At 44.8% G+C, this 19,409-nt stretch carries 19 protein-coding genes; 5 read left to right on the top strand and 14 right to left on the bottom strand.

The genetic code is table 11. The annotated features are described in order from the left end of the window. Window positions 1-29 precede the first annotated feature (29 nt). A complete protein-coding gene (locus GC130_RS06195) occupies window positions 30-1,106 on the bottom strand; it encodes a CDP-glycerol glycerophosphotransferase family protein (RefSeq protein ID WP_151997409.1) in 1,077 nt (358 codons plus the stop codon). Between the two features lie 134 nt (window positions 1,107-1,240). Further along, on the bottom strand, window positions 1,241-2,059 hold the full coding sequence (locus tag GC130_RS06190) for an alpha/beta hydrolase (protein WP_193217784.1): 819 nt from the start codon (window positions 2,057-2,059) through the stop codon (window positions 1,241-1,243). 249 nt (window positions 2,060-2,308) lie between these two features. Here GC130_RS06190 and GC130_RS06185 point away from each other — a divergent pair, with 249 nt between their 5' ends. Beyond that, complete coding sequence (locus GC130_RS06185; protein ID WP_193217783.1) at window positions 2,309-4,552, top strand: sensor histidine kinase; 2,244 nt, start codon at window positions 2,309-2,311, stop codon at window positions 4,550-4,552. A 74-nt stretch (window positions 4,553-4,626) separates the two neighbouring features. Here the strand turns inward: GC130_RS06185 and GC130_RS06180 are convergent, their stop codons facing one another. From GC130_RS06180 to GC130_RS06150, 7 genes are all read right to left on the bottom strand, one after another. After that, the gene (locus GC130_RS06180; RefSeq protein WP_151997406.1) at window positions 4,627-6,822 is read right to left on the bottom strand and encodes a sodium-translocating pyrophosphatase; all 2,196 of its coding nucleotides are present in this window, start codon (window positions 6,820-6,822) and stop codon (window positions 4,627-4,629) included. Between the two features lie 166 nt (window positions 6,823-6,988). Beyond that, window positions 6,989-7,648, bottom strand: coding sequence for a flavin reductase family protein (locus GC130_RS06175; protein WP_151997405.1), 660 nt, complete (start codon window positions 7,646-7,648; stop codon window positions 6,989-6,991). After that, on the bottom strand, window positions 7,645-8,100 hold the full coding sequence (locus GC130_RS06170) for a hypothetical protein (protein ID WP_226940390.1): 456 nt from the start codon (window positions 8,098-8,100) through the stop codon (window positions 7,645-7,647). The genes GC130_RS06175 and GC130_RS06170 overlap by 4 nt, the downstream gene beginning before the upstream one ends. Before the next feature lie 10 nt (window positions 8,101-8,110). After that, window positions 8,111-8,374 (bottom strand): hypothetical protein, encoded by a 264-nt coding sequence (locus GC130_RS06165; RefSeq protein ID WP_151997404.1) that lies wholly within the window; start codon window positions 8,372-8,374, stop codon window positions 8,111-8,113. A gap of 70 nt (window positions 8,375-8,444) precedes the next feature. Continuing rightward, window positions 8,445-9,158 carry an SDR family NAD(P)-dependent oxidoreductase gene (locus tag GC130_RS06160; protein ID WP_151997403.1) on the bottom strand — a complete coding sequence of 238 codons (714 nt, stop codon included), beginning with the start codon at window positions 9,156-9,158 and terminating at the stop codon, window positions 8,445-8,447. A 43-nt stretch (window positions 9,159-9,201) separates the two neighbouring features. Then, window positions 9,202-9,912, bottom strand: coding sequence for a GTP cyclohydrolase I FolE (gene folE, locus GC130_RS06155; protein WP_151997402.1), 711 nt, complete (start codon window positions 9,910-9,912; stop codon window positions 9,202-9,204). Further along, window positions 9,875-10,282, bottom strand: a complete 408-nt coding sequence (locus tag GC130_RS06150; RefSeq protein ID WP_151997401.1) for a 6-carboxytetrahydropterin synthase — start codon at window positions 10,280-10,282, stop codon at window positions 9,875-9,877. Before GC130_RS06150 ends, folE begins: the two co-directional genes overlap by 38 nt. Before the next feature lie 143 nt (window positions 10,283-10,425). On the opposite strand from GC130_RS06150, the gene GC130_RS06145 reads away from it, so the two are divergent. From GC130_RS06145 to GC130_RS06130, 4 genes are all read left to right on the top strand, one after another. Continuing rightward, the gene (locus GC130_RS06145) at window positions 10,426-11,877 is read left to right on the top strand and encodes an NAD(P)/FAD-dependent oxidoreductase (protein ID WP_193217782.1); all 1,452 of its coding nucleotides are present in this window, start codon (window positions 10,426-10,428) and stop codon (window positions 11,875-11,877) included. Between the two features lie 102 nt (window positions 11,878-11,979). Beyond that, window positions 11,980-12,636, top strand: coding sequence for a phosphoadenylyl-sulfate reductase (locus GC130_RS06140; RefSeq protein ID WP_151997400.1), 657 nt, complete (start codon window positions 11,980-11,982; stop codon window positions 12,634-12,636). Beyond that, window positions 12,637-13,560 carry an NAD(P)-dependent oxidoreductase gene (locus GC130_RS06135; protein WP_151997399.1) on the top strand — a complete coding sequence of 308 codons (924 nt, stop codon included), beginning with the start codon at window positions 12,637-12,639 and terminating at the stop codon, window positions 13,558-13,560. 316 nt (window positions 13,561-13,876) lie between these two features. Beyond that, window positions 13,877-15,502: a PKD domain-containing protein gene (locus tag GC130_RS06130; protein WP_151997398.1), complete on the top strand. Its 1,626-nt coding sequence runs from the start codon at window positions 13,877-13,879 to the stop codon at window positions 15,500-15,502. 56 nt (window positions 15,503-15,558) lie between these two features. On the opposite strand, the gene GC130_RS06125 is transcribed toward GC130_RS06130, so the two are convergent. From GC130_RS06125 to sufD, 5 genes are all read right to left on the bottom strand, one after another. Next, window positions 15,559-15,975, bottom strand: a complete 417-nt coding sequence (locus GC130_RS06125; RefSeq protein ID WP_151997397.1) for a BrxA/BrxB family bacilliredoxin — start codon at window positions 15,973-15,975, stop codon at window positions 15,559-15,561. Window positions 15,976-16,046: 71 nt separating this feature from the next. Further along, window positions 16,047-16,373 carry an SUF system Fe-S cluster assembly protein gene (locus tag GC130_RS06120; RefSeq protein WP_151997396.1) on the bottom strand — a complete coding sequence of 109 codons (327 nt, stop codon included), beginning with the start codon at window positions 16,371-16,373 and terminating at the stop codon, window positions 16,047-16,049. 18 nt (window positions 16,374-16,391) lie between these two features. After that, complete coding sequence (locus tag GC130_RS06115) at window positions 16,392-16,835, bottom strand: SufE family protein (protein WP_151997395.1); 444 nt, start codon at window positions 16,833-16,835, stop codon at window positions 16,392-16,394. A gap of 1 nt (window position 16,836) precedes the next feature. Beyond that, entirely contained in the window at window positions 16,837-18,084 is a 1,248-nt protein-coding gene (locus GC130_RS06110) for a cysteine desulfurase (RefSeq protein WP_151997394.1), read from the bottom strand. Window positions 18,085-18,086: 2 nt separating this feature from the next. Beyond that, window positions 18,087-19,397 carry a Fe-S cluster assembly protein SufD gene (sufD, locus tag GC130_RS06105; protein WP_151997393.1) on the bottom strand — a complete coding sequence of 437 codons (1,311 nt, stop codon included), beginning with the start codon at window positions 19,395-19,397 and terminating at the stop codon, window positions 18,087-18,089. Between the last annotated feature and the right edge of the window lie 12 nt (window positions 19,398-19,409).

Here is a 19,409-nt window from a genome sequence, read left to right as displayed (position 1 = left end):
TGGATTGGCGAGCAGGCTGTTATTCGGTCTTAAACCTGCATTAATGATGCGTCGGCGTGCAGGTTATTTTCTTGCAGCACTTTTACAATTTCTTCAGCCGCTCTATCGGATGCTTTTCCGTCGAGCGCATAGAAGAATTTCTTATTGGCTGCCTCCCGGGCCGCCCCAAGGGTGTCGTTATTTAACGATTTTTCAATGGCAATTTTTGCTTCATCAAATGATTGGACGGAAATGCTAATGGACCTTATCAGCTCCTTGATGTCGTCTGTTAATCTCGTGCCTGTATCTACCTTAAAGGATACGATAGGTTTGTTGAAGGCACAATACTCGCCAATGATGCTACTGGTATCAGAAATCAGAACGTCAGCCAGCATCAGGTAAGGAACAGTATTGTAGCTGTCAATGTAAACGATGCTCTTTTTGCTACGTAAGCCATCCGTGAATCGTTTACTCATAAACGGGTGAAGGGTCACCATTACATTGTAGGTATCGGTCAGCTCTTCTATTCTATCATGCCACAGGTGAATAGCAGACATGCCCGACTTGTCCCACGTGGCCGAGAACATCACGGTGGGTTTTGCCGAATCCAAATTCAAAGAAGCCTTTAGTTCCTCAAGATAAGTATCGTCAATTTCTCCGTTAAAAGCTTGGTCCAGTTTAGGACAACCTATGGCAACGCCGCATTTTATACCAATTTTTTCACCCATCATCATGTGCTCCTCAGAGGTCATAAAGAATCGCTGAAAAACATTGTACTTTTTGGCTTCGATAAACTTTTTGAACTGGTACACACCATGCGCCATTCCTATTTTGATCACATTGTCAATGGGAAATTCGTGCATGGCATGTCTGGCCATTACAACGACGTCAGGAAAGGAGGGCCAGGATATAGCTGCTACTCCGAGTGATTCAAGCTCCTTTTTTATATGTCTGTTTTTTGCAACAATTCTGGATTGGGGAAACTTTCTTATGATCGGCTTCATAATAAAGTAGTCCATCATTTCTCCTATGTAAAAGTCTATGACCTGGTCACTTGAGTCAAATAGTTTTTTGCCCTTCCAGAAAAGGTAATAAGGGGTTGTGAGGAGATACTCCGATAGTTTCATAAAGTGCCAAAGTGCATCAAACGTTATGCAATTTCAATAATTATTTAATATGCAAACCTTGAACGGAAGTTTTGACGGTGTTTTTCCCGGAAAGTAAAGCTGTTAGCTGTGTTTATCCAGCAAAATTCCGAGGGTTAGAATAGGAAAAGTACTGCACTGGGAAATTCCCTTTCCCAAAACCAAATTTTATGCTCGCCATCTTCATGGATGGTGAAGTTTACGTTTTCAGATGGGATGTATTTTGTCAGCGCCTTGAAAAGCGTCTCATTGTCTGCCGGAAAATTCACTTCACTGTTGTGCTCATTTTTCCCAACAACTCCAAAGACCCGAGCGTCTTCCATAACGAGCTTATGGCTAGCCTGTGAGAACACAGAGTCAGCGTTGAAATGCAAAGCCGCCGAAAAAAGAGCAGCCTTTCCAAATACTTCAGGATATTGGGTGAGCCCATAGAATGCTGCAAGGCCCCCGAGGCTTGCGCCCATGATAGCAGTGTTGGAGCGGTCTTCTTTCGTTCTATACAGGCTGTCAATGTTTGGCTTTAGCGTATGAACCATAAAGTCCAGATATTGCTGGCCTTTCCCACCCGCCCGCAGCGAAGGGTTGGCATATAGACTAAATTCATCTGCTCTCGTCTCTTCGTTGCTTTGAATGCCTACTACAATCACTCCTTCAAACCCCTCTTTCTCAAGTGCTCGCAGATTTTCATCCACATGCATTTCCTGTGAGTACCCTTCAGGCTTTTCAAAAACCCATTGAGCATCCTGAAAATAAACTACCGGATATTCCTTTTCGGTTGTCTGGTAGTCGGCGGGAAGATAGAGCCAGATTGTCTTCGTTACGTCCAGCTCGGGGCTGTACATGTCGAAGGTGAGATAGCTCTTCTTATCCTCCTCATCCTTACAGGAGGAAAGCAGCAGAATTAATGCAAGGCAGGGAAAAACAAGTTTTTTCATATACTTCATTACTACAAGATTAACATCTTCCCTTTATAAGTCACTTATTTTTCCGAGTTTAATGTTTGAAAAAGTTTGTCAAATGCACACAGTTGAATGGCCTTTACCGGAGTCAGTTGCTAATGACGATAACAAACTTGTAGATTTAAAGTTATACAGATCAGTCAAGGGTAGATGTCTTCGTTAAAAGAACCTTCATATAATTTTTTTTCCTTTCTGGGGGAACAGAGACTCAAGGTTATACTAACCGTGCTGATTTCACTATTGATTTTGGTTGTAGGTGCCATTTTAAGTGTATGGACTTTTTATCAAAATAAGAAGACGGTCACGGAAAGGGTGATTTCAAATGAGCTTCCTGTGTTGGTTGACTATGCTGCCGTTCGGTTTATGGAGAATGTCAGCGAATCGATTCATGTGTCAAAATATTTAGCCAACAGCCCATTTGTTAAGGACTGGCTCAGGAACGAACAACCTGATACCACGCAAATTCTCAGGTACCTGGACCAAATTGGGGCGAGCAAGAATATTGTTAGTCTTCACATTATCCCGGTTGAAAACCCGGTTATTATTTCAAATTATTGGCCTCGGAGAAAATTAACCGACGCTGCAGATCCTTTTTTTAAGAAATTCCTCAATAGTGACAACTTTCGGGAGTTCAACATAGACATCAACAAATACGTGCGGCAAAAGCAATTGCTTTTCTATGTCAACAACAAGATTGTTGGGGATGACGGAAGTGTGCTGGGGCTGGCTGATGTGGCCATGCGTCTTGATAAGTTTAGTTCAGTAATTGCCTATGATAGCCTTCAGTCCATTGGTCAGCTTTACATTGTTGACCGTAGCGGTACAATCAAACTTCATAACGACACAACCAGGATTGGGTATAGTAGTTCTGAGTCAAATGGATCAAATATTAAAAATGAGCCAGGCTTGAGTAAAGTGGCAGACGACATACTTAGTGGCAGGGTGTCAATCGCAGAGTTCCAAAGGGAGGGAAAAACCATTTTGTTAATGACTAGGGTTTTGCCTGAGTTTGACTGGCTTGTTGTTGCGGAAGTGCCGAAGGAAGATTTTATGGCTCCTTATCTTAGAATGCTATGGAAGAATTTGATAATGAGCATCTTAGGAGCTGTGCTAAGCGTAGTGCTGGTGGTGGCTATTACTTCCCGATGGGTAGTAAGGCCTCTTATGCTGCTGAAGAGCGGCCTCATCAATTTTTTTCTTTTTTTGAACGGCGACCGAACCGGTTACGAAAAGATATCGGAGAAAGGAAGCAGGGAAATGCAAGACATGGCCCGTGAGATAAATCGGGAGGTTGATAGGATCAAGTCTAATCTCGAAAAAGATCAAGCTCTGATTATGGAAATGCAGTTTCTAATCGAGCAGGTGAACAACGGCGTTTTTTCGGTAAGACTCAAAGAGCAGGCGGCAAACCCAAGATTAAGGAGGCTGAGGGCCGACATTAATCACATGCTTGAGCTGCTGAGTGCAAAGGTTGGTGACAACCTCAATGAGACCCTAAAGTCGCTACAGCAGTATGCGAACCTTAATTTTTCGGACGCTTCAAAGAATAAGAATTTGGGTGAGCTCGGTGCGCAGGTTCACAGCATGGGTAAGTCGCTGGAGAATGCGTTGCGTGAAATTAAATCGCAAAATAATGAGCTAGATGAAAAGCGGATCAAAGTAGATGAACAGAACAAATTTATCGAGTCCCGCAACAAGGAACTGAGCAGTGTGAATGCTCAAATCAATCTGATCAACTCAAAGCTAGAAATGCTGGTTGAGGAGAAGACCCTTAACCTGCAAAAAGCTTACCGTGAGTTGGACACTTTTCTTTACCGGGCCTCACATGATTTGAGGCGCCCTTTAACGACTTTAAGAGGGATTGTCCAGCTGGTTGAGGATAGAAATACTGACGAGAAAGTAGGAGAACTCTATGAGTTGATTGATAAGGTCATCAGCGGGATGGACAGCATGCTTAAGAAGCTAATTGCTATTAGCTATGTTTCCAGTACCGAATTAACGGTTACTCATATCGGCAGCGATTTGTGTGCCAAACTGGTGGAAAAGGTTTTGGATGGTTTTCAGGATAGATTGACCGACAATGGTACAAAAGTCACCGTAAATATTGCCCCTGATTTAGGCTTTAATGCCAGCGAAGACTTGATAGAAAGCGTGCTCACTAACATCGTCGAAAACTCCTTGATATTTTCCTCAAAAGTAGAACCTGTGCTCGTAATAAGCTTTACCGAGGGGCCTAAAGATCATGTAAGTCTTACTGTGGAAGATAATGGAGTGGGTATTCCGCAAAATGTCCAGGACAGATGTTTTGATATGTTTTTCAAAGGCAGTCAGTTATCGCAGGGAGACGGCCTTGGCCTGTACGTTGTAAAGAAAATAGCTGACAGGCTGGGGGCCGCAATCGTGCTCAAGAGCCAGGTTGGCAAGGGCACCACGATTGTGGTGAAGTTTCCAAAGGAGCACACAGAATAGGGCAAAAAAATGACCCGTACCAGAAAGAGGTACGGGTCATTTCGTTTCTTGTATAGCTTTTGCGAGACTTGGTTTTACTTAACCTTTTCAAGTACTTTCTCCACCTTCACGCTGATCTCTTTTGCAGTTTGCTCATTGAGCTGCTGGTCTATCGATGCTGTGTGAGGTTTTTCGGAAATATGTGGCGCAATGATGAGCGCCACAATAGACGTAAGCTTGATAAGAATGTTCATTGACGGCCCGGAAGTATCCTTGAAAGGATCACCAACAGTATCACCAGTCACTGACGCTTTGTGCGGCTCAGAGCCTTTGTATTCCATCTTGCCATTGATTTCAACGCCCTTTTCGAACGACTTCTTGGCATTGTCCCAGGCACCACCGGCGTTGTTTTGAAAAATTCCCATCAATACACCAGAAACAGTGATACCGGCTAGCGTTCCTCCGAGTACTTCAGGGCCAAAGCTGAAACCAACAATGATCGGAGTCAGCAGGGCAATAGCACCGGGCAGCATCATTTCACGAATCGAAGCTTTGGTTGAAATGGCTACGCATTTGTCGTATTCTGGCTTTCCTTTGTACTCCATGATGCCAGGAATTTCCTTGAACTGACGGCGCACTTCATTTACCATGTCCATAGCCGCACGACCTACAGCGGCAATAGCAAGGGAGGAAAATATAAATGGGATCATTCCGCCCACGAACAAGCCTGCAAGCACATCAGCCTTGTAAATATCGATTGAGTCGATTCCAGCTACACCGACAAATGCTGCAAATAGCGCAAGTGCAGTAAGTGCAGCCGAAGCGATAGCAAAACCTTTCCCTGCCGCTGCGGTAGTGTTACCTACTGCGTCCAGGTTGTCAGTGCGCTCACGAACTTCTTTTGGCAGGCCACTCATTTCAGCGATACCTCCGGCATTATCTGCAATAGGGCCAAAGGCGTCGATCGCAAGCTGCATGGCTGTAGTGGCCATCATACCGGCAGCCGCAATGGCTACTCCATAAAGACCAGCAAACGAAAACGAGCCATAAATGCCGGCGGCAAGAATTAGGATAGGTAGCACTGTCGATTCCATTCCGACAGAAAGGCCACCGATAATATTGGTTGCATGACCTGTAGAAGACTGTTGAACAATCGAGTTGACAGGTTTTTTACCCATGGCAGTGTAGTACTCGGTCACTATGCTCATCAATGCGCCAACCACAAGGCCGAGCAGGATAGCGTAGAACACGTCCATGTTTGTGAATTCGTAACCTCTGATGGAAAGGTCAGCAGGAAGCATGTAGTTTACGAGAAAGAAAGAACCAACACCAGTCAGGAAGATAGATGACCAGTTGCCCATGTTCAAAGCTGCCTGAACACTGGAAGTTTCACTTTTGATGCGGACAAAAAATGTACCTACTATAGAGAAAACAAGACCCATACCGGCAATAATCATCGGTAGCAAAATGGGAGAGAACCCACCGAAAGCATCGGCAGAAGCATCAATTTCTTGTCCCAATACCATGGTGGCAAGGATGGTGGCTACGTAAGACCCGAAAAGGTCAGCGCCCATGCCAGCTACGTCACCTACGTTATCACCCACGTTGTCGGCAATCGTTGCAGGGTTACGAACGTCGTCCTCGGGAATGCCGGCTTCAACTTTACCCACCAGGTCAGCGCCTACGTCAGCGGCTTTGGTGTATATGCCACCACCAACACGGGCGAAAAGAGCGATAGATTCGGCTCCTAAAGAAAAACCAGCTAACACTTCAATAGCAGTTTTCATTTCAAGGCCGGTAGCCGCAGCTCCTTCCGGCACGAAAATCTGAACCAATACAATGAACAGTGAGCCAAGGCCCAGAACAGCCAGACCAGCTACACCAAGGCCCATAACGGCACCACCGTTAAAAGAAACTTTCAAGGCCTGGGCCAGTGAGGTTCTGGCGGCTTGGGTGGTTCTCACGTTTGCCTTTGTGGCGATGTTCATGCCTACCCAGCCAGCAAATGCAGAAAGAACCGCACCTATTACAAAGGCGATGGCGATGGTTGGGTGAGAGTCAGGAACAAGAGTGCCCGAATAGGCAAGCAGAATTGCGGCGATTACCACGAAATAGCCAAGCACTTTCCACTCTGCCTTCAGGAAAGCCATGGCTCCGTCGGCGATGTAGCCGGCCAATACCTTCATATTGTCATCACCGGCATCTTGTTTCGATACCCACGACGATTTCATGATCATTACGATCAATCCTAAAATCCCCAGAGCAGGGACTAAATACACTATACTGTTCATGGTCAGTTTTTAGTTCAATGAAAAGTTGTTAGACCTTAATACATGTTAAGGCTCATTTCAGGGGCGCAAAAATAGCTGAGTAAATTGAAAAATTTTAATATAATCGGATGATTTTTGGATACTTGGTATTTCCCTCAACAAATACCGGTGTGGAAAGCCACATTTTTTAATGGGACAAGATTTTGTCTATTCGTTGTGGTATTTTTCCAGGCTTGGCATAGGTAAGTCGGGCTATTTTGTTGGTGGAGTGGTACGAATCGAGCCCACTGCAAGTGACGACCTGAGCAGCTTCCAGGTCAACAAAACCGTCTGATCCGATGCAAAACTCTGGCACCAACGTTTCTTTTATGGCTCCAATAACGAGTTCGGTGCCATTGGCTTTGATGGTTTGCACTTCCACAAGCTCAAGACCTATTTTTATCGTACCTTCCTTCACATAGGGAGAAGAAAAGCTTCCGTTGAATTCTGGTGTTAGCCCGGTGGCTTCAAATTCACTTTCTCCATACCTTGCGCTGGTTTGATGTGCCTGCAGCACGGTCTTTTCTGTGAAATGGTTCAAGGTAAATGAACCGGTAGCCAAAATGTTCTCGAACGTGTGCCTGGAAACAGTATGCGGCCTGAAAAGTACGCCAATCAGCGGAGGTGTTGCTCCCACATGGATCACCTGACTGAAAACAGCCAGGTTATTAACTCCCTCCAAGCTTCTGCTTCCGATCAAGGTCACGCTTTTGAATCCCGTTAGCGAATTGACAAAGTTGCGCCTAACCAGGCTTTCCATGGAAAGTATGTCTTCAGCTCTGAGGTGGGAAACATTTGCACTGTTCATAGTTGAATAGCTTCCTGAATATTATCGCAATACCTGATGTCTAGTTTTTTAACTGCTTCTGGCGACATTTTGCTGGCGATCTTCTCTCGTTCAATGGCAACGGCTGTCTTAAACCAGTTGAGATTCGGCAGTATTTTTCGATGTTGAAGTAATCCATAACGCATCATTTCCTGTTTCCAATAAAGAAAATACCATTCCATTGAAGGCTGATGAAATGTGCGCAGTGATCTTTTATCAAAAATGAATTTTGTAAAATCTCCATTTTCAATTAGAGCTGAAATTTGTTGAAACATAGAGCGAAAATGTTCTATAGGTACGTAGTCCGAAAGTAGCTGGCAAAGGACGACCTTCAAGCCAGGGTGATAGACAACCCTTGCCCAGCGGTTTTCGAAACGTAGCTGGAAACCCATTGCTTCCATGTCGGCTTCTTTCAAGTTTCTTATAGCTTCCATAGGCGTGGCTTTAATGGCGGCTTTCTTTCAAGCGTGCTTTGTCCTGGATAATGTCTTCTTTGAAGGCCTTCATGCTTTGCTCAAGCTTAGACGCATAGTCGAAAGCCGATTTAAGCATGCTTTCCTGAGAGTTTATCTGTTCTTTTAAGTAATCAAGTTCTTCGTTTAGCAATGATATCCTTTGCTCATACTGGATTCGAAGCCTTTCTTTCTCTAGCTCAAGCCTTTTTAACTCAGTTTTAAAAATTAGAAATGCTTCTGGCGGACTTGGCATGAATATTACATATTGAATGATATACTATCTATATCTTTAAGATCGACCGAATTGTTTTGAAGAATGATGATTAAATCGGTCTGATACTCGACATTCCGCCATCAAGGTGCATCACTTGGCCTGTGATCCAGCTAGCGGAGGTGAGAAGGTGAATAACAGTTTCAGCCAGTTCCTGGGCAGTACCTACGTGCCCCATTGGGTTTCTTTTCTCAGCAGCGGTTCGTTTGTCCTCAGACGATAAAAGGCCGGCGGCAAGCGGGGTGTCCACAAGAGAAGGCGCAATTGTGTTCACCCTTATTCCCTGGCTCACCCACTCCGCAGCCAGCGATTTGGCAAGCCCCTCAACGGCTCCTTTGGCGGCCCCTACCGAAGCATGAAAGCCCATGCCCTGCGACACAGCCACTGTGCTAAAGAGTACTACGCTAGATTTGTCAGCAGTTTTTAGCGATAGGTAGGCCTTTTGTAAGGCTTTTACTGCGCCGATGAGATTGACAATGAAGTCAAGATTGAAATCTGCCTCAGTGAGGCGGTGAAATGGCTTCAAATTAATGGTGCCCGGGCAGTATACAAATCCGTCAAGCACTTGAGGAAGTGAGACCCCCGACCAGTCTCCGATGGTGACGTCAAGCTGATGGTGCACCAGGTTAGCATGACTCAAAGGGCTTTGTGATCTTGAAATGCTGTGAACCGAATGCCCCATTTCAAGCAGCTTCTTCACTACCTCAAGCCCAATGCCCTTCGATCCGCCAACGACCAGATAGCTTTTTGCATTCCCGTCACTCATTAGTAAATAGTTTTTTTGGTGTAGCTTATTGCTACTTCACTAACTATTTACCATTGAGATTGTTGGGCGTATTGATGTAATTCAAAAATTCTTTCTTGGTGTTTTCATCTGAAAACTTTCCGCTGAAATGTGCAGTACCTGTTCTGCTGTTGGTGTCGCCCACTCCACGTGAAGAAACACACATGTGCACGGCATCTACCACCACTCCCACGTTGTCTGTCTTTAAAATCTTTTTCAGCTCATTTGCAATTTGCACGGTCATTCTTTCCTGTACCTGAGGCCTTTTTGCATAATACTGAACAATACGGTTGATTTTTGATAAGCCTATCACCTTCCCACTGGAAATGTATGCCACATGAGCCTTGCCATAAATAGGCACAAAATGATGCTCGCAATACGAATAGAAGGTAATGTCACGTTCTACCAGCATTTCATTGTACTCGTATTTGTTGTCAAACAGCTTTGCTGTAGGCTTGTTTTTTGGGTTTAAGCCGCTGAATACCTCCTTAACATACATTTTAGCGACTCTATTCGGAGTACCTTTCAGGCTGTCGTCGGTCAGATCCATGCCCAAAATATGCATGATCTCCCTGAAGTGCTTGGCAATAAGCTCCATTTTGAGATCGTCATCCATCTCGAAAGCATCGGCCCTTAGTGGTGTCTCGTAGGAGGTCGCCACATGATCATCTTCCATGTCGTCTATGTCCAATGCCTGGCTAGGCTGGGTACTCAACAAAGTTTCTTTCTGTTTCATAAAGGGTAATTTTTAAATCAAGTTTGCTGTCAATCCTGGCTCTCAACAGGTCATAGATTACAATCGCAATATTTTCAGCAGTTGGATTCAACGAGCGAAACTCTTCCACGTCGATGTTTAAGTTCTTGTGGTCAAATTTTCTCGTCACATGTTCTTTCACCAGATCGCTTAATACTTTCATATCAAATACGTACCCTGTTTCAGGGTCAGGGTCTCCCACCAGCTTTACCACCAAATCGTAATTGTGTCCGTGATAATTGCCATTATTGCACTTTCCAAAAACCTCTCTGTTCTTTTCTTCACTCCAGGCCGGATTGTTGAGCCTGTGGGCTGCATTAAAATGTTCTTTTCTGTAGACTGCTACCTTCATTCAGGAGTATTTGAAATTCTATAAACGTTTATTTGGTAAATAAGTGCAATAATTCCTGTTAATAGAATCAATTAGTCAGCAAACATTATGAGGAGCCAACTTGTTTAACTTTTTTAACAATAGATTAAACAATCCTACAAAGCATGAAGAATAGAGTGGATGTATGTGTGGTTGGAAGTGGAATGGGTGGTTTAACAAGTGCTGCTCTGTTGGCCCAGAAAGGACTAACGGTGGCTGTGTTAGAGCAAAATTACCTGCCAGGAGGATGCACAAGTTCGTATTGGCGCAAGGGTTTCGTTTTTGAAACTGGCGCTACCACACTGGTTGGCCTGGATGAAGGAATGCCCCTGAAGCATCTTTTGGACAAGACAGGCATCCCGCTATCTGCCAGAAAGCTTGCCTTGCCCATGCAGGTGGTGTTGGCAGACGGAACAGTCATTAACCGTTATGAAGCTATTGAAGACTGGATAAAGGAGGCGGAACGGATTTTTGGAAGCAAAGGCCAACGCCCATTTTGGGAGTTTTGTTACAAAGTTAGCCGGTTTGTGTGGGATGCCTCGCTTCGATTCAGGGAGTTTCCCTCTTCGTCCTTTTCTGACCTGGTAAAATTGGCTTCCAATGCACGAATAACCGATTTTACTTATGCCCGGTGGAGCTTTTATTCTATGGCTGGTCTCCTTCGAAAATATGGGCTTGATCAGAACGAAAGATTTGTTGCATTCGTCAATGAACAGCTCCTTATCACTGCTCAAAATCAGATGGAGGAGGTGAATGTGCTTTTTGGGGCAACAGCCCTATGCTACACTAACTATGGCAATTATTATCTGGATGGGGGCATGATCAATCTTGTAAACCCTTTGGTAAATTATATTGAGGGCAGGGGAGGAGTAGTTGCTTTGAGGTGCCGGGTAGAGAAGATAGTAGCCGACGGAGAGAGGTACACTATTGGCACCTCAAAGGGCACTTTTGATTCCAGGTTTGTGATAGGGGCTATCCCAATTAACAATCTTAGGGAGTTGTTTCCACAGGTGCTGCAGAGAGGAGCAAAGGATATGCCATCGCAGATGCTGAACAGTGCCTTTCAGCTTAGTTTTGGTTTTAGGCCTAGAAGACAATTCGATGCTATTCACTACCAGATTCACCTGCACACACCGTTAAGTGGGATAAAATCCAAAAGCATTTTTTTAAGCTTAAGCCACCCGCTTGACGAAACCCGTTCGGACGTGGAGGGTCTGATGGTGGCGTCGGTCACAACGCACATTCCACACCCTGGAGACACTGAAATTGCCAGTGATATTTTGGAAAAGGAAATCATCGACACCCTCGAGCACCATGGTTTTCTGGAACGAAAGGATATCGTTTACAAACACAACTCTGGGCCAAAGGCCTGGGAAAAGTGGACCGGAAGAAAATGGGGTTTCGTGGGCGGTTATCCACAATATATGAAAATCAAGCCCTGGCAAATGGTCAACAGCAGGCTTGGGCCGAAAGGAGTTTACTTGTGTGGTGACACCGCCTATCCTGGGCAGGGAATTCCGGGAACAGTTTTGAGTGGGATCATTGCAGCTGAAAAACTTTCGAGGGATTGGCTCTGAATTTTTTTCAATCCAAACGATTTTTGTATTAATCTTGCTTTCTCATACGCTTTCGGAATTTTTCTCCGGGAATGGGGGTTTCACTTTTTAAACTGTAAGGAAGTGACTTTTCAAGAGCTAGAAACAAAAATTCAAGAGTATACGGCAGAGGGGAAGAAGTTATTTACAACCTCCTCTTTTCAAACGCACAGCCTGGTAATGCTTCATATGCTGAGCAGGATAGACAACTCAATCCCAGTCTATTTTATCAATACAGGCTATCTTTTTCCGGACACTATCGCTTTTAAGGATCAGGTGGCCAAGGAGTTTGGAATGAAAGTGCTTGATGTAAAATCGAGCATGCCAAGAAACATGCAGGTTGGTAATGATGGTAAACTATTGTTTACAAGTGACCCAGACTACTGCTGCTACATCAATAAAACGCAACCAACTGATGCTTTGCTTCAAGAGCACGACATTTGGATCAATGGAGTAAGAGCGGATCAAAGCGCCGTAAGGGCGGCTATGAAAGTGGAGCAACCGGCTCCGCATAACACGTTTCGGTTCCATCCTATGCTGGACTGGAATGCCAAAATGATTTTCCAGTACATCAGGGAGCACAATTTGCCGAGGCATCCAATGGATGCCAAAGGCTATATGAGTATAGGCTGTGAGCCCTGCACCCGTAAAGTGGATCCTGAAATGCAGGAACGTGAAGCCAGATGGTTTGGGATGAAAAAGACAGAATGCGGTTTACATACCGACCTAATCAGTAAATAGATGCGAGTATTAATTACAGGAGGAGCCGGGTATATTGGAACCCAGGTGGTAGGGAATTTGTGCCAACAGCCCGAGGTTGAGAAGATCATTGTGTATGATAACCTGAGCAAAGGCAACTTCAATTTTTTCTTTGGTCAAAAGTACCCTGGCCACGAAAGAATAAAGCTGGTGTCAGCTGAATTGCTTGACAGCAGAACCCTAAGAAAGCATTTGAAAGAAGTGGATGCCGTGATCCATTTAGCGGCAAGGGTAACGACGCCATTTGCCAATACCGACTCACACTTTTACGAGCAGGTGAACCACTGGGGAACGGCCGAGCTGGTGTATGCAGTTGAAGAGATGGACAATGTGAAGAAACTCATATACACCAGCAGTACCGCCGTTTATGGTGCCAGTGAGGAGCTCGCCACCGAACGAGCCGACACTGATCCGTCGACTTTCTATGGTATTTCGAAGCATAGGGGAGAGGAACACGTGGTTCGCCTGGGTGCAAACAAGGACGCTGTTATATTACGGTGTGGTAATGTGTATGGCTACAATAAGAGCATGAGGTTCGACGCCGTCATCAACCGGTTTATGTTTGATGCCAACTTCGGCAATCGAATCCAGATTTTTGGCAACGGCAAACAAGCCAGGGCTTTTATACATGTGACGCACGTTGCCGAGATTATCAAGGAAACTTTACTGAAGCAGGTGCCCTCCGGAATCTATAATGTTGTTGATAAGAACTTGCCCATTCTGGACATAGTGGATGCTATGAAAGAGATGTTTCCCGAACTTGAGTATACTTTCATTAACCAGCACATCAGCCTTATGGAATTAAAAGTGAGCCCTGAGACCCTGCTGGCAGATTATATCAACATGCCTCACCCAGAAAGCCTGAGGCAGGAACTGCTTGAGTTCAAGGAGAAGTTCTCTTTTTAACCTGCCGGGATTTCATTCGCTATGTTCGATCTGAAGCTGGTTTGTTACGTATCTGATCGTTGACCTTTTGCCAATCGTTGTGTTATAGAGTAGTTAATGTCGGGCTGCCTCAAGTCATAAATGTCGGGAATTTCATTGAGGAATTACAAGAGGGTGCTAAAGCTCTCGTCTTGATTTTTAGATAACAATTTTTTTGCCCCACTCATTGGTTTAATCCAATTTTATATGGGTAATAATGATTTTTTTAAGTAAATCGTAGATTGAAACATGGCTTTGAATCTCTGATTTCAAAACACTGACCAAATAGTTGCAATAAATGCTAACAGATTGTATTTCAAAAAGCCATTTCGGGTTCTCTTTAATTAAGTGGTCGGAGCTGACAACTTTCCTTTTTGTTAAAAAAGGGGTTTTTCTTACCGTAATTCTAGCTTCTGCGTTTCATTTTGGGCAGGCCCAAAATAAAATAATTTTCTCCGACTCTGAGGTAAGTGCAAAACACCACGCTCCGGCGGGGTCTCCTCTTGGAAAGGTAGATAAGAGAAATATTGCCTCGGTCGAGAAAAATAATGAATACGGAGTTAATAGTATTTACGATGAGCATGGGCCCCTGGTAGAGCCGGGCGAAGGACGGCTTTTTTTTAGCAGAAGCAACCACCCCGACAACGTTGGAGGCACCAAAGACGCCGAGGATATTTGGACTGCAACCTGGGATCCAAAGACGCATACCTGGACAAAAGTTGAGCGCATGCCACCTCCATTGAATAACAGAGGGCCTAATTTTGTCACCTCTATTACGGTGGAAGAAGGGGTCGTTAATTTGATTTTGGGTAATACTTACGAGAATGGAGAGATTTCAGGCGAGGGTCTTTCCTATTCCGAACTTCGAAATGGCAAATGGACTACCCCTGCCAATTTTACTATAAAGGGTTTCAAGAACAAGTCCGGATACGCTGACTTTTTTGTCTCTGAGGACGGCAAGCACATGCTAATTTCTGCAGAAATGGACGACTCAAGGGGTGGAAGAGATATCTATATCAGCCACAGAGTAAGTAAAAAAGTATGGGATGCGCCTATCAACCTTGGTGCCTTGAATACGCCTGGAGAAGATACCTCTCCGTCATTTTCTCCAGATGGCCGTTTTCTTTTCTATTCCTCTGACGGTCAGGAAGGTTACGGAGGTCTCGATATCTTTTATTCAGTTAAACAAGGAGAGAATTGGAACGAATGGTCAGGGCCGAAGAACCTGGGTAATCAATTTAATGACCGGCATGACAACAAGCACTTTAGCCTCCCACCAATTGGGGAAAAGATATACTTCGTCTCTGGCAACGAGCAGGGAAATCAGGATATTTACTCATTTGTTACCACGTCGGAGGAGTTATACTCTGAACTGACTGGTGAGGATATCTGTCTTGCGGAAAAAATCTTCACGAACGAAAACGCTTTTTCGCACAAACTTACGTGCAATCTCTGTGTCGATTTGGAGTACCAGTCGGAGAGTAATAATGGAGATGTAAAGTACCGCTGGGATTTTGGGGATAGTTTTGGTGGAGAAGGGCAATCAGTCAGTCATTGTTATGATGCTCATGGCACCTATGACATAAAGCTATCAATTTTGGAGGCGTCCACTAGCCGAACAATCTATGAAATTGACCACGAGTATGAATTGAACGAATTTCTGGAGCTCAAAATGGACGAAGAGGTGTCGGGAGTAATCAATGAGGCTTCCAGATTTAAATCTCATTTGGCAGGCGCATATCCGGCCAATGCCGAGTTCTATTGGGATTTTGGAGACGGTTACTTTGCCTGCGGCAACGAAGTGAGCCACACTTATATACTTCCAAATGACTATGAAGTGAGGGCACTGGCTTCCTTTCAATGGCAGGGCAGGGTGCGGTACCTGATGACCACATCAACCGTTTCCGTGAAACTAACAAAATAAAAAGCTGGCCTTTTGAGCCAGCTTTTGCTATGATTTTATATTATTCTCTTGAAACCTTAGCAATATTCTTCAAAAACATCAACCAAATGAGCTGCAATCATTTGAGCATTGCGGCCCTCAATGTGGTGTCTTTCTACGAAGTGAACCAATTCACCATCTTTAAACAGTGCGATTGACGGAGACGAAGGGGGGTAAGGCAAAGTATATTCCCTGGCAGTCTGAGTAGCCTCTTTATCTACACCAGCGAACACAGTTCCTAAAAAGTTAGGCTTCTTAGCACTATTGGCTAGAGCCATCTTCACTCCGGGACGGGCTGCTCCAGCCGCACATCCACACACCGAGTTGATAACAATTAGCGAAGTGCCTTTGTGGTCTTCAAGGTGATTTTCAACATCTTCGGAGGTTCTTAGCTCAGTGAATCCTGCACTGGTAAGGTCTGTCCTCATGGGGGCAACTAGTGGTTCGGGATACATTTCCTTATCTTTTTAAAGTTCTATTTATTTCTGAATGACGGCTTAAACGGCCGCTGGATGAATAAACTAATTTACATGAAGCCTAGTTCCAATTTGGCGGCCTCACTCATCATATCTTGCGTAAATGGCGGGTCGAACGTAAGCTCAACCTCCACGTCGTTTACTCCCTCTACCTCTTCAATTTTGGCCTTCACCTCACTGGGGATGGCCTCGGCTGAAGGACAGCTAGGGGATGTCAATGTCATAGACACAAAAACGTTGTTGACGGGAAATATACTGATCTCGTAGATCAGACCCAACTCGTATACGTCCACAGGAATTTCCGGGTCATACACCGTTTTGATGGCGGCAATTACCTTTTCCTTTAAATCCGCTTCCTGCTGATTTTGGTTTTCCATAGTTCTCAGCGTTTGTGTTTATGTATTTGTTCCGGCCAACTTAGTCTGAAAGGCCAGCGCATATAGCTTCATTTGCTTGATCATCGACGAAAGCCCGTTCGATCTTTGGGATCCGATCAACTGTCCCATGCCTATCTTTTCAATAAAGAAAAGCTCGGCTTGCATGATATCCTGCGGTTTCTGTCCCGACAATACTCGTATCAATAGGCTGATAAGCCCTTTGGTAACTTCAGTGTTGCTATCGGCGCTGAATTTTATTACTTCGCCAGCCAGCGCTGCCGTGAGCCATACTTTCGACTGACAGCCTTTGATAATATTGTGTTCTACTTTTTCGCTTTCTTCCATTTTTGGAAGCGTAGCGCCCAACTCCATAATGTAGAATATCTTGCTTTCACGATCATCTCCAAGTATATCAAACTCGGAGATAATTTCATCCTGAATGCCTTTTATAGTCTCCGCCATTCTAATTTTTTCTACCGGCAAGCAGGGTAACCGCCTCTGCCAGTCGGTCAATTTCCTCTTTGGTATTGTAAACAGAAAAGGAGGCCCTTACCGTTCCTTCGATCCCCAAATGTTTCATCAGAGGTTGCGTACAATGATGCCCCGTGCGCACTGCAATGCCTCTGGCGTCCAGGTACATTCCCACATCAAGTGGATGATAGCCGTTGACAAGAAATGACACAACACTGACTTTATCAGCTGCCTGGCCTACTATCGTTACCCCAGGGATATTCTCAAGCTTTGCTGTCGCATAATGGAGCAGTTCTTCTTCATGAGCAGCAATTCGTTCTTTGCCATGCTCGTTTACAAAGTCGATGGCTGCCCCAAAAGCAATCACATCAGCGATGTTCGGCGTGCCGGCTTCAAACTTATAAGGAATGGCGTTGTAGGTTGTCTTTTCAAAGGTTACCTCGCTGATCATTTCTCCACCACCCTGATAGGGAGGCATTGCTTCCAATAAGCTTCTTTTGCCGTAGAGTACGCCGACTCCTGTTGGGCCATACATTTTATGTGCGGAGAGAGCAAAGAAGTCGATATCAAGCTTCTGCACATCCACTTCAAGGTGGGCCGATGCCTGCGCACCATCTAACATAACTATGGCTCCAGTTTGATGCGCAAGGGCGATTATTTCTGCGACAGGATTTACAGTACCCAAGGCGTTGGAAGCGAACACGACAGAAACAAGTTTTGTCTTAGTTGATAGGAGCTTTTTGAACTCCTCAACGATGATTTCCCCTTTGGAATTGATAGGAATCACTTTCAGGACAGCTCCTTTTTCTTCACAAAGCATTTGCCACGGCACAATATTGGAATGGTGTTCCAGCGTGCTGATGATGATTTCATCACCCGGGTTTACGAATTTTCTACCCCAGGTGGACGCCACAAGATTGATACTCTCTGTCGTTCCTTTGGTGAAAATGATCTCTTCTACCTCGTTGCTATTGAGAAAAGCAGCTGCTTTCTTTCTTGTGCCCTCGAAATCAGCGGTAGCTCTTTCGGCTAAAGTATGAACGCCTCTGTGGATATTTGCATTGTCTGTCTCATAGTAGTGATCCAGCGCTTTTATGACAGATACAGGCTTCTGATTTGTCGCAGCATTGTCGAAATAGATCAAAGGCTTGCCGTTCACTTCCTGATGTAGCACAGGAAATTGCTTCCGTATTGATTGAATGTCCAATGACCAATCTATTGTTGAAGCTGGGCTGCCCATGGCTAGTTTTCTATTTTATCGGTAATTAACTGCTCGAGGTATTCTTTGACAGGCCCCACGGATATGTTCGCTATCACGTCGCCTGCAAATGCGTGCAGAAGCATGGCTCTTGCCTTGTCTTCTGAAATTCCACGGGCTCGCAGGTAGAACAACTGTTCGTTATCCAGCTGGCCTGTGGTGCAACCGTGCGAACATTTCACGTCATCAGCCCATATTTCGAGCTGAGGCTTGGTGTTGATCACAGCATTGGGGCTTAGCAGAATGTTATTGTTCTGCTGAAAGGCATTGGTTTTTTGCGCATCCTGACGGACAAATATCTTTCCGTTAAAAACCCCGTGCGACTGATCATCCATGATGCCTTTGTACAATTCATTGGAGAATGAATTAGGCTTTCTATGGTCTACAGACGTATGGTTGTCTACATGCGTTTTTCCATCAATCAGGTACAACCCATACATATGTGCCTCGGTGTTCTCGTCATCCAGGGCAATGTAGAGGTTGTTTCTCACCATCTGCCCACTTAGCGTGATGGTATTGATTGTGCACTTGGAATCTCTTTCCTGATATACCAGCGAATTGTCAATCCGCAGCGCAGTTTCGTTTTCGAGCTGCAGTTTACTCCATTCTACGGAGGCATTTTTTTTGCAGAAAATCTCCAAAACGGTATTAGTATATGAAGTATTTGCTCCGGTGGAGAAATTAGCCTCTATCACCTTTAGTTGAGACCCCTCTTCTACAATTGCCAGGTTTCTGTAATGTGCAAGCACCTCAGTAGCCGACGTGTCATTTGAATGGATGATATACAGCGGCTTATCCAGAATGGTGTTTTTCTTGACTCGAATAAAAACACCTTCTTTCGCAAATGCCGTGTTGAGGTGCGAAAAAGCATCCGGCCACGATTTAACAATGCTGCCCAGGTATTCTTTCAAATCGCCTTGTTCTTTAACAGCCGATGCAAGAGAGGTAACAGTAACTTTTTCACTTAAATCTCCCAAATCTGAACGGGAAGCATCCAGCTTACCATTGACGAAGTAAAGCTTATAGCCCTCAAAACTGTCAAGAGGGGTGGGGGCGCTGGCAGCGGCAGTTTCGGCTACGATGCCCTCGTAAGCTATGCTCTTTTCAAGTGCCTTGCCAAAGTTGGTGTAGCGATACTCTTCATGCTTTGGCCCGGGTAGTCCCGATTTGAGAATAGCGGCCAGGGACTCTTTTCTTAGCTCGTGCAGGAAAGTTGATTTGCTGCCATTTAAGCTGGCCTCAAATTTTTCAAATGCCTTGCCGACGGTGTTAATGTATTCGTTTGGGGTTGTCATTACTTACGAATT

It is taken from the genome of Imperialibacter sp. EC-SDR9 (assembly GCF_902498805.1).
GTDB lineage: Bacteria > Bacteroidota > Bacteroidia > Cytophagales > Cyclobacteriaceae > Imperialibacter.
This window is presented reverse-complemented; position numbering and strand designations above follow the sequence as displayed.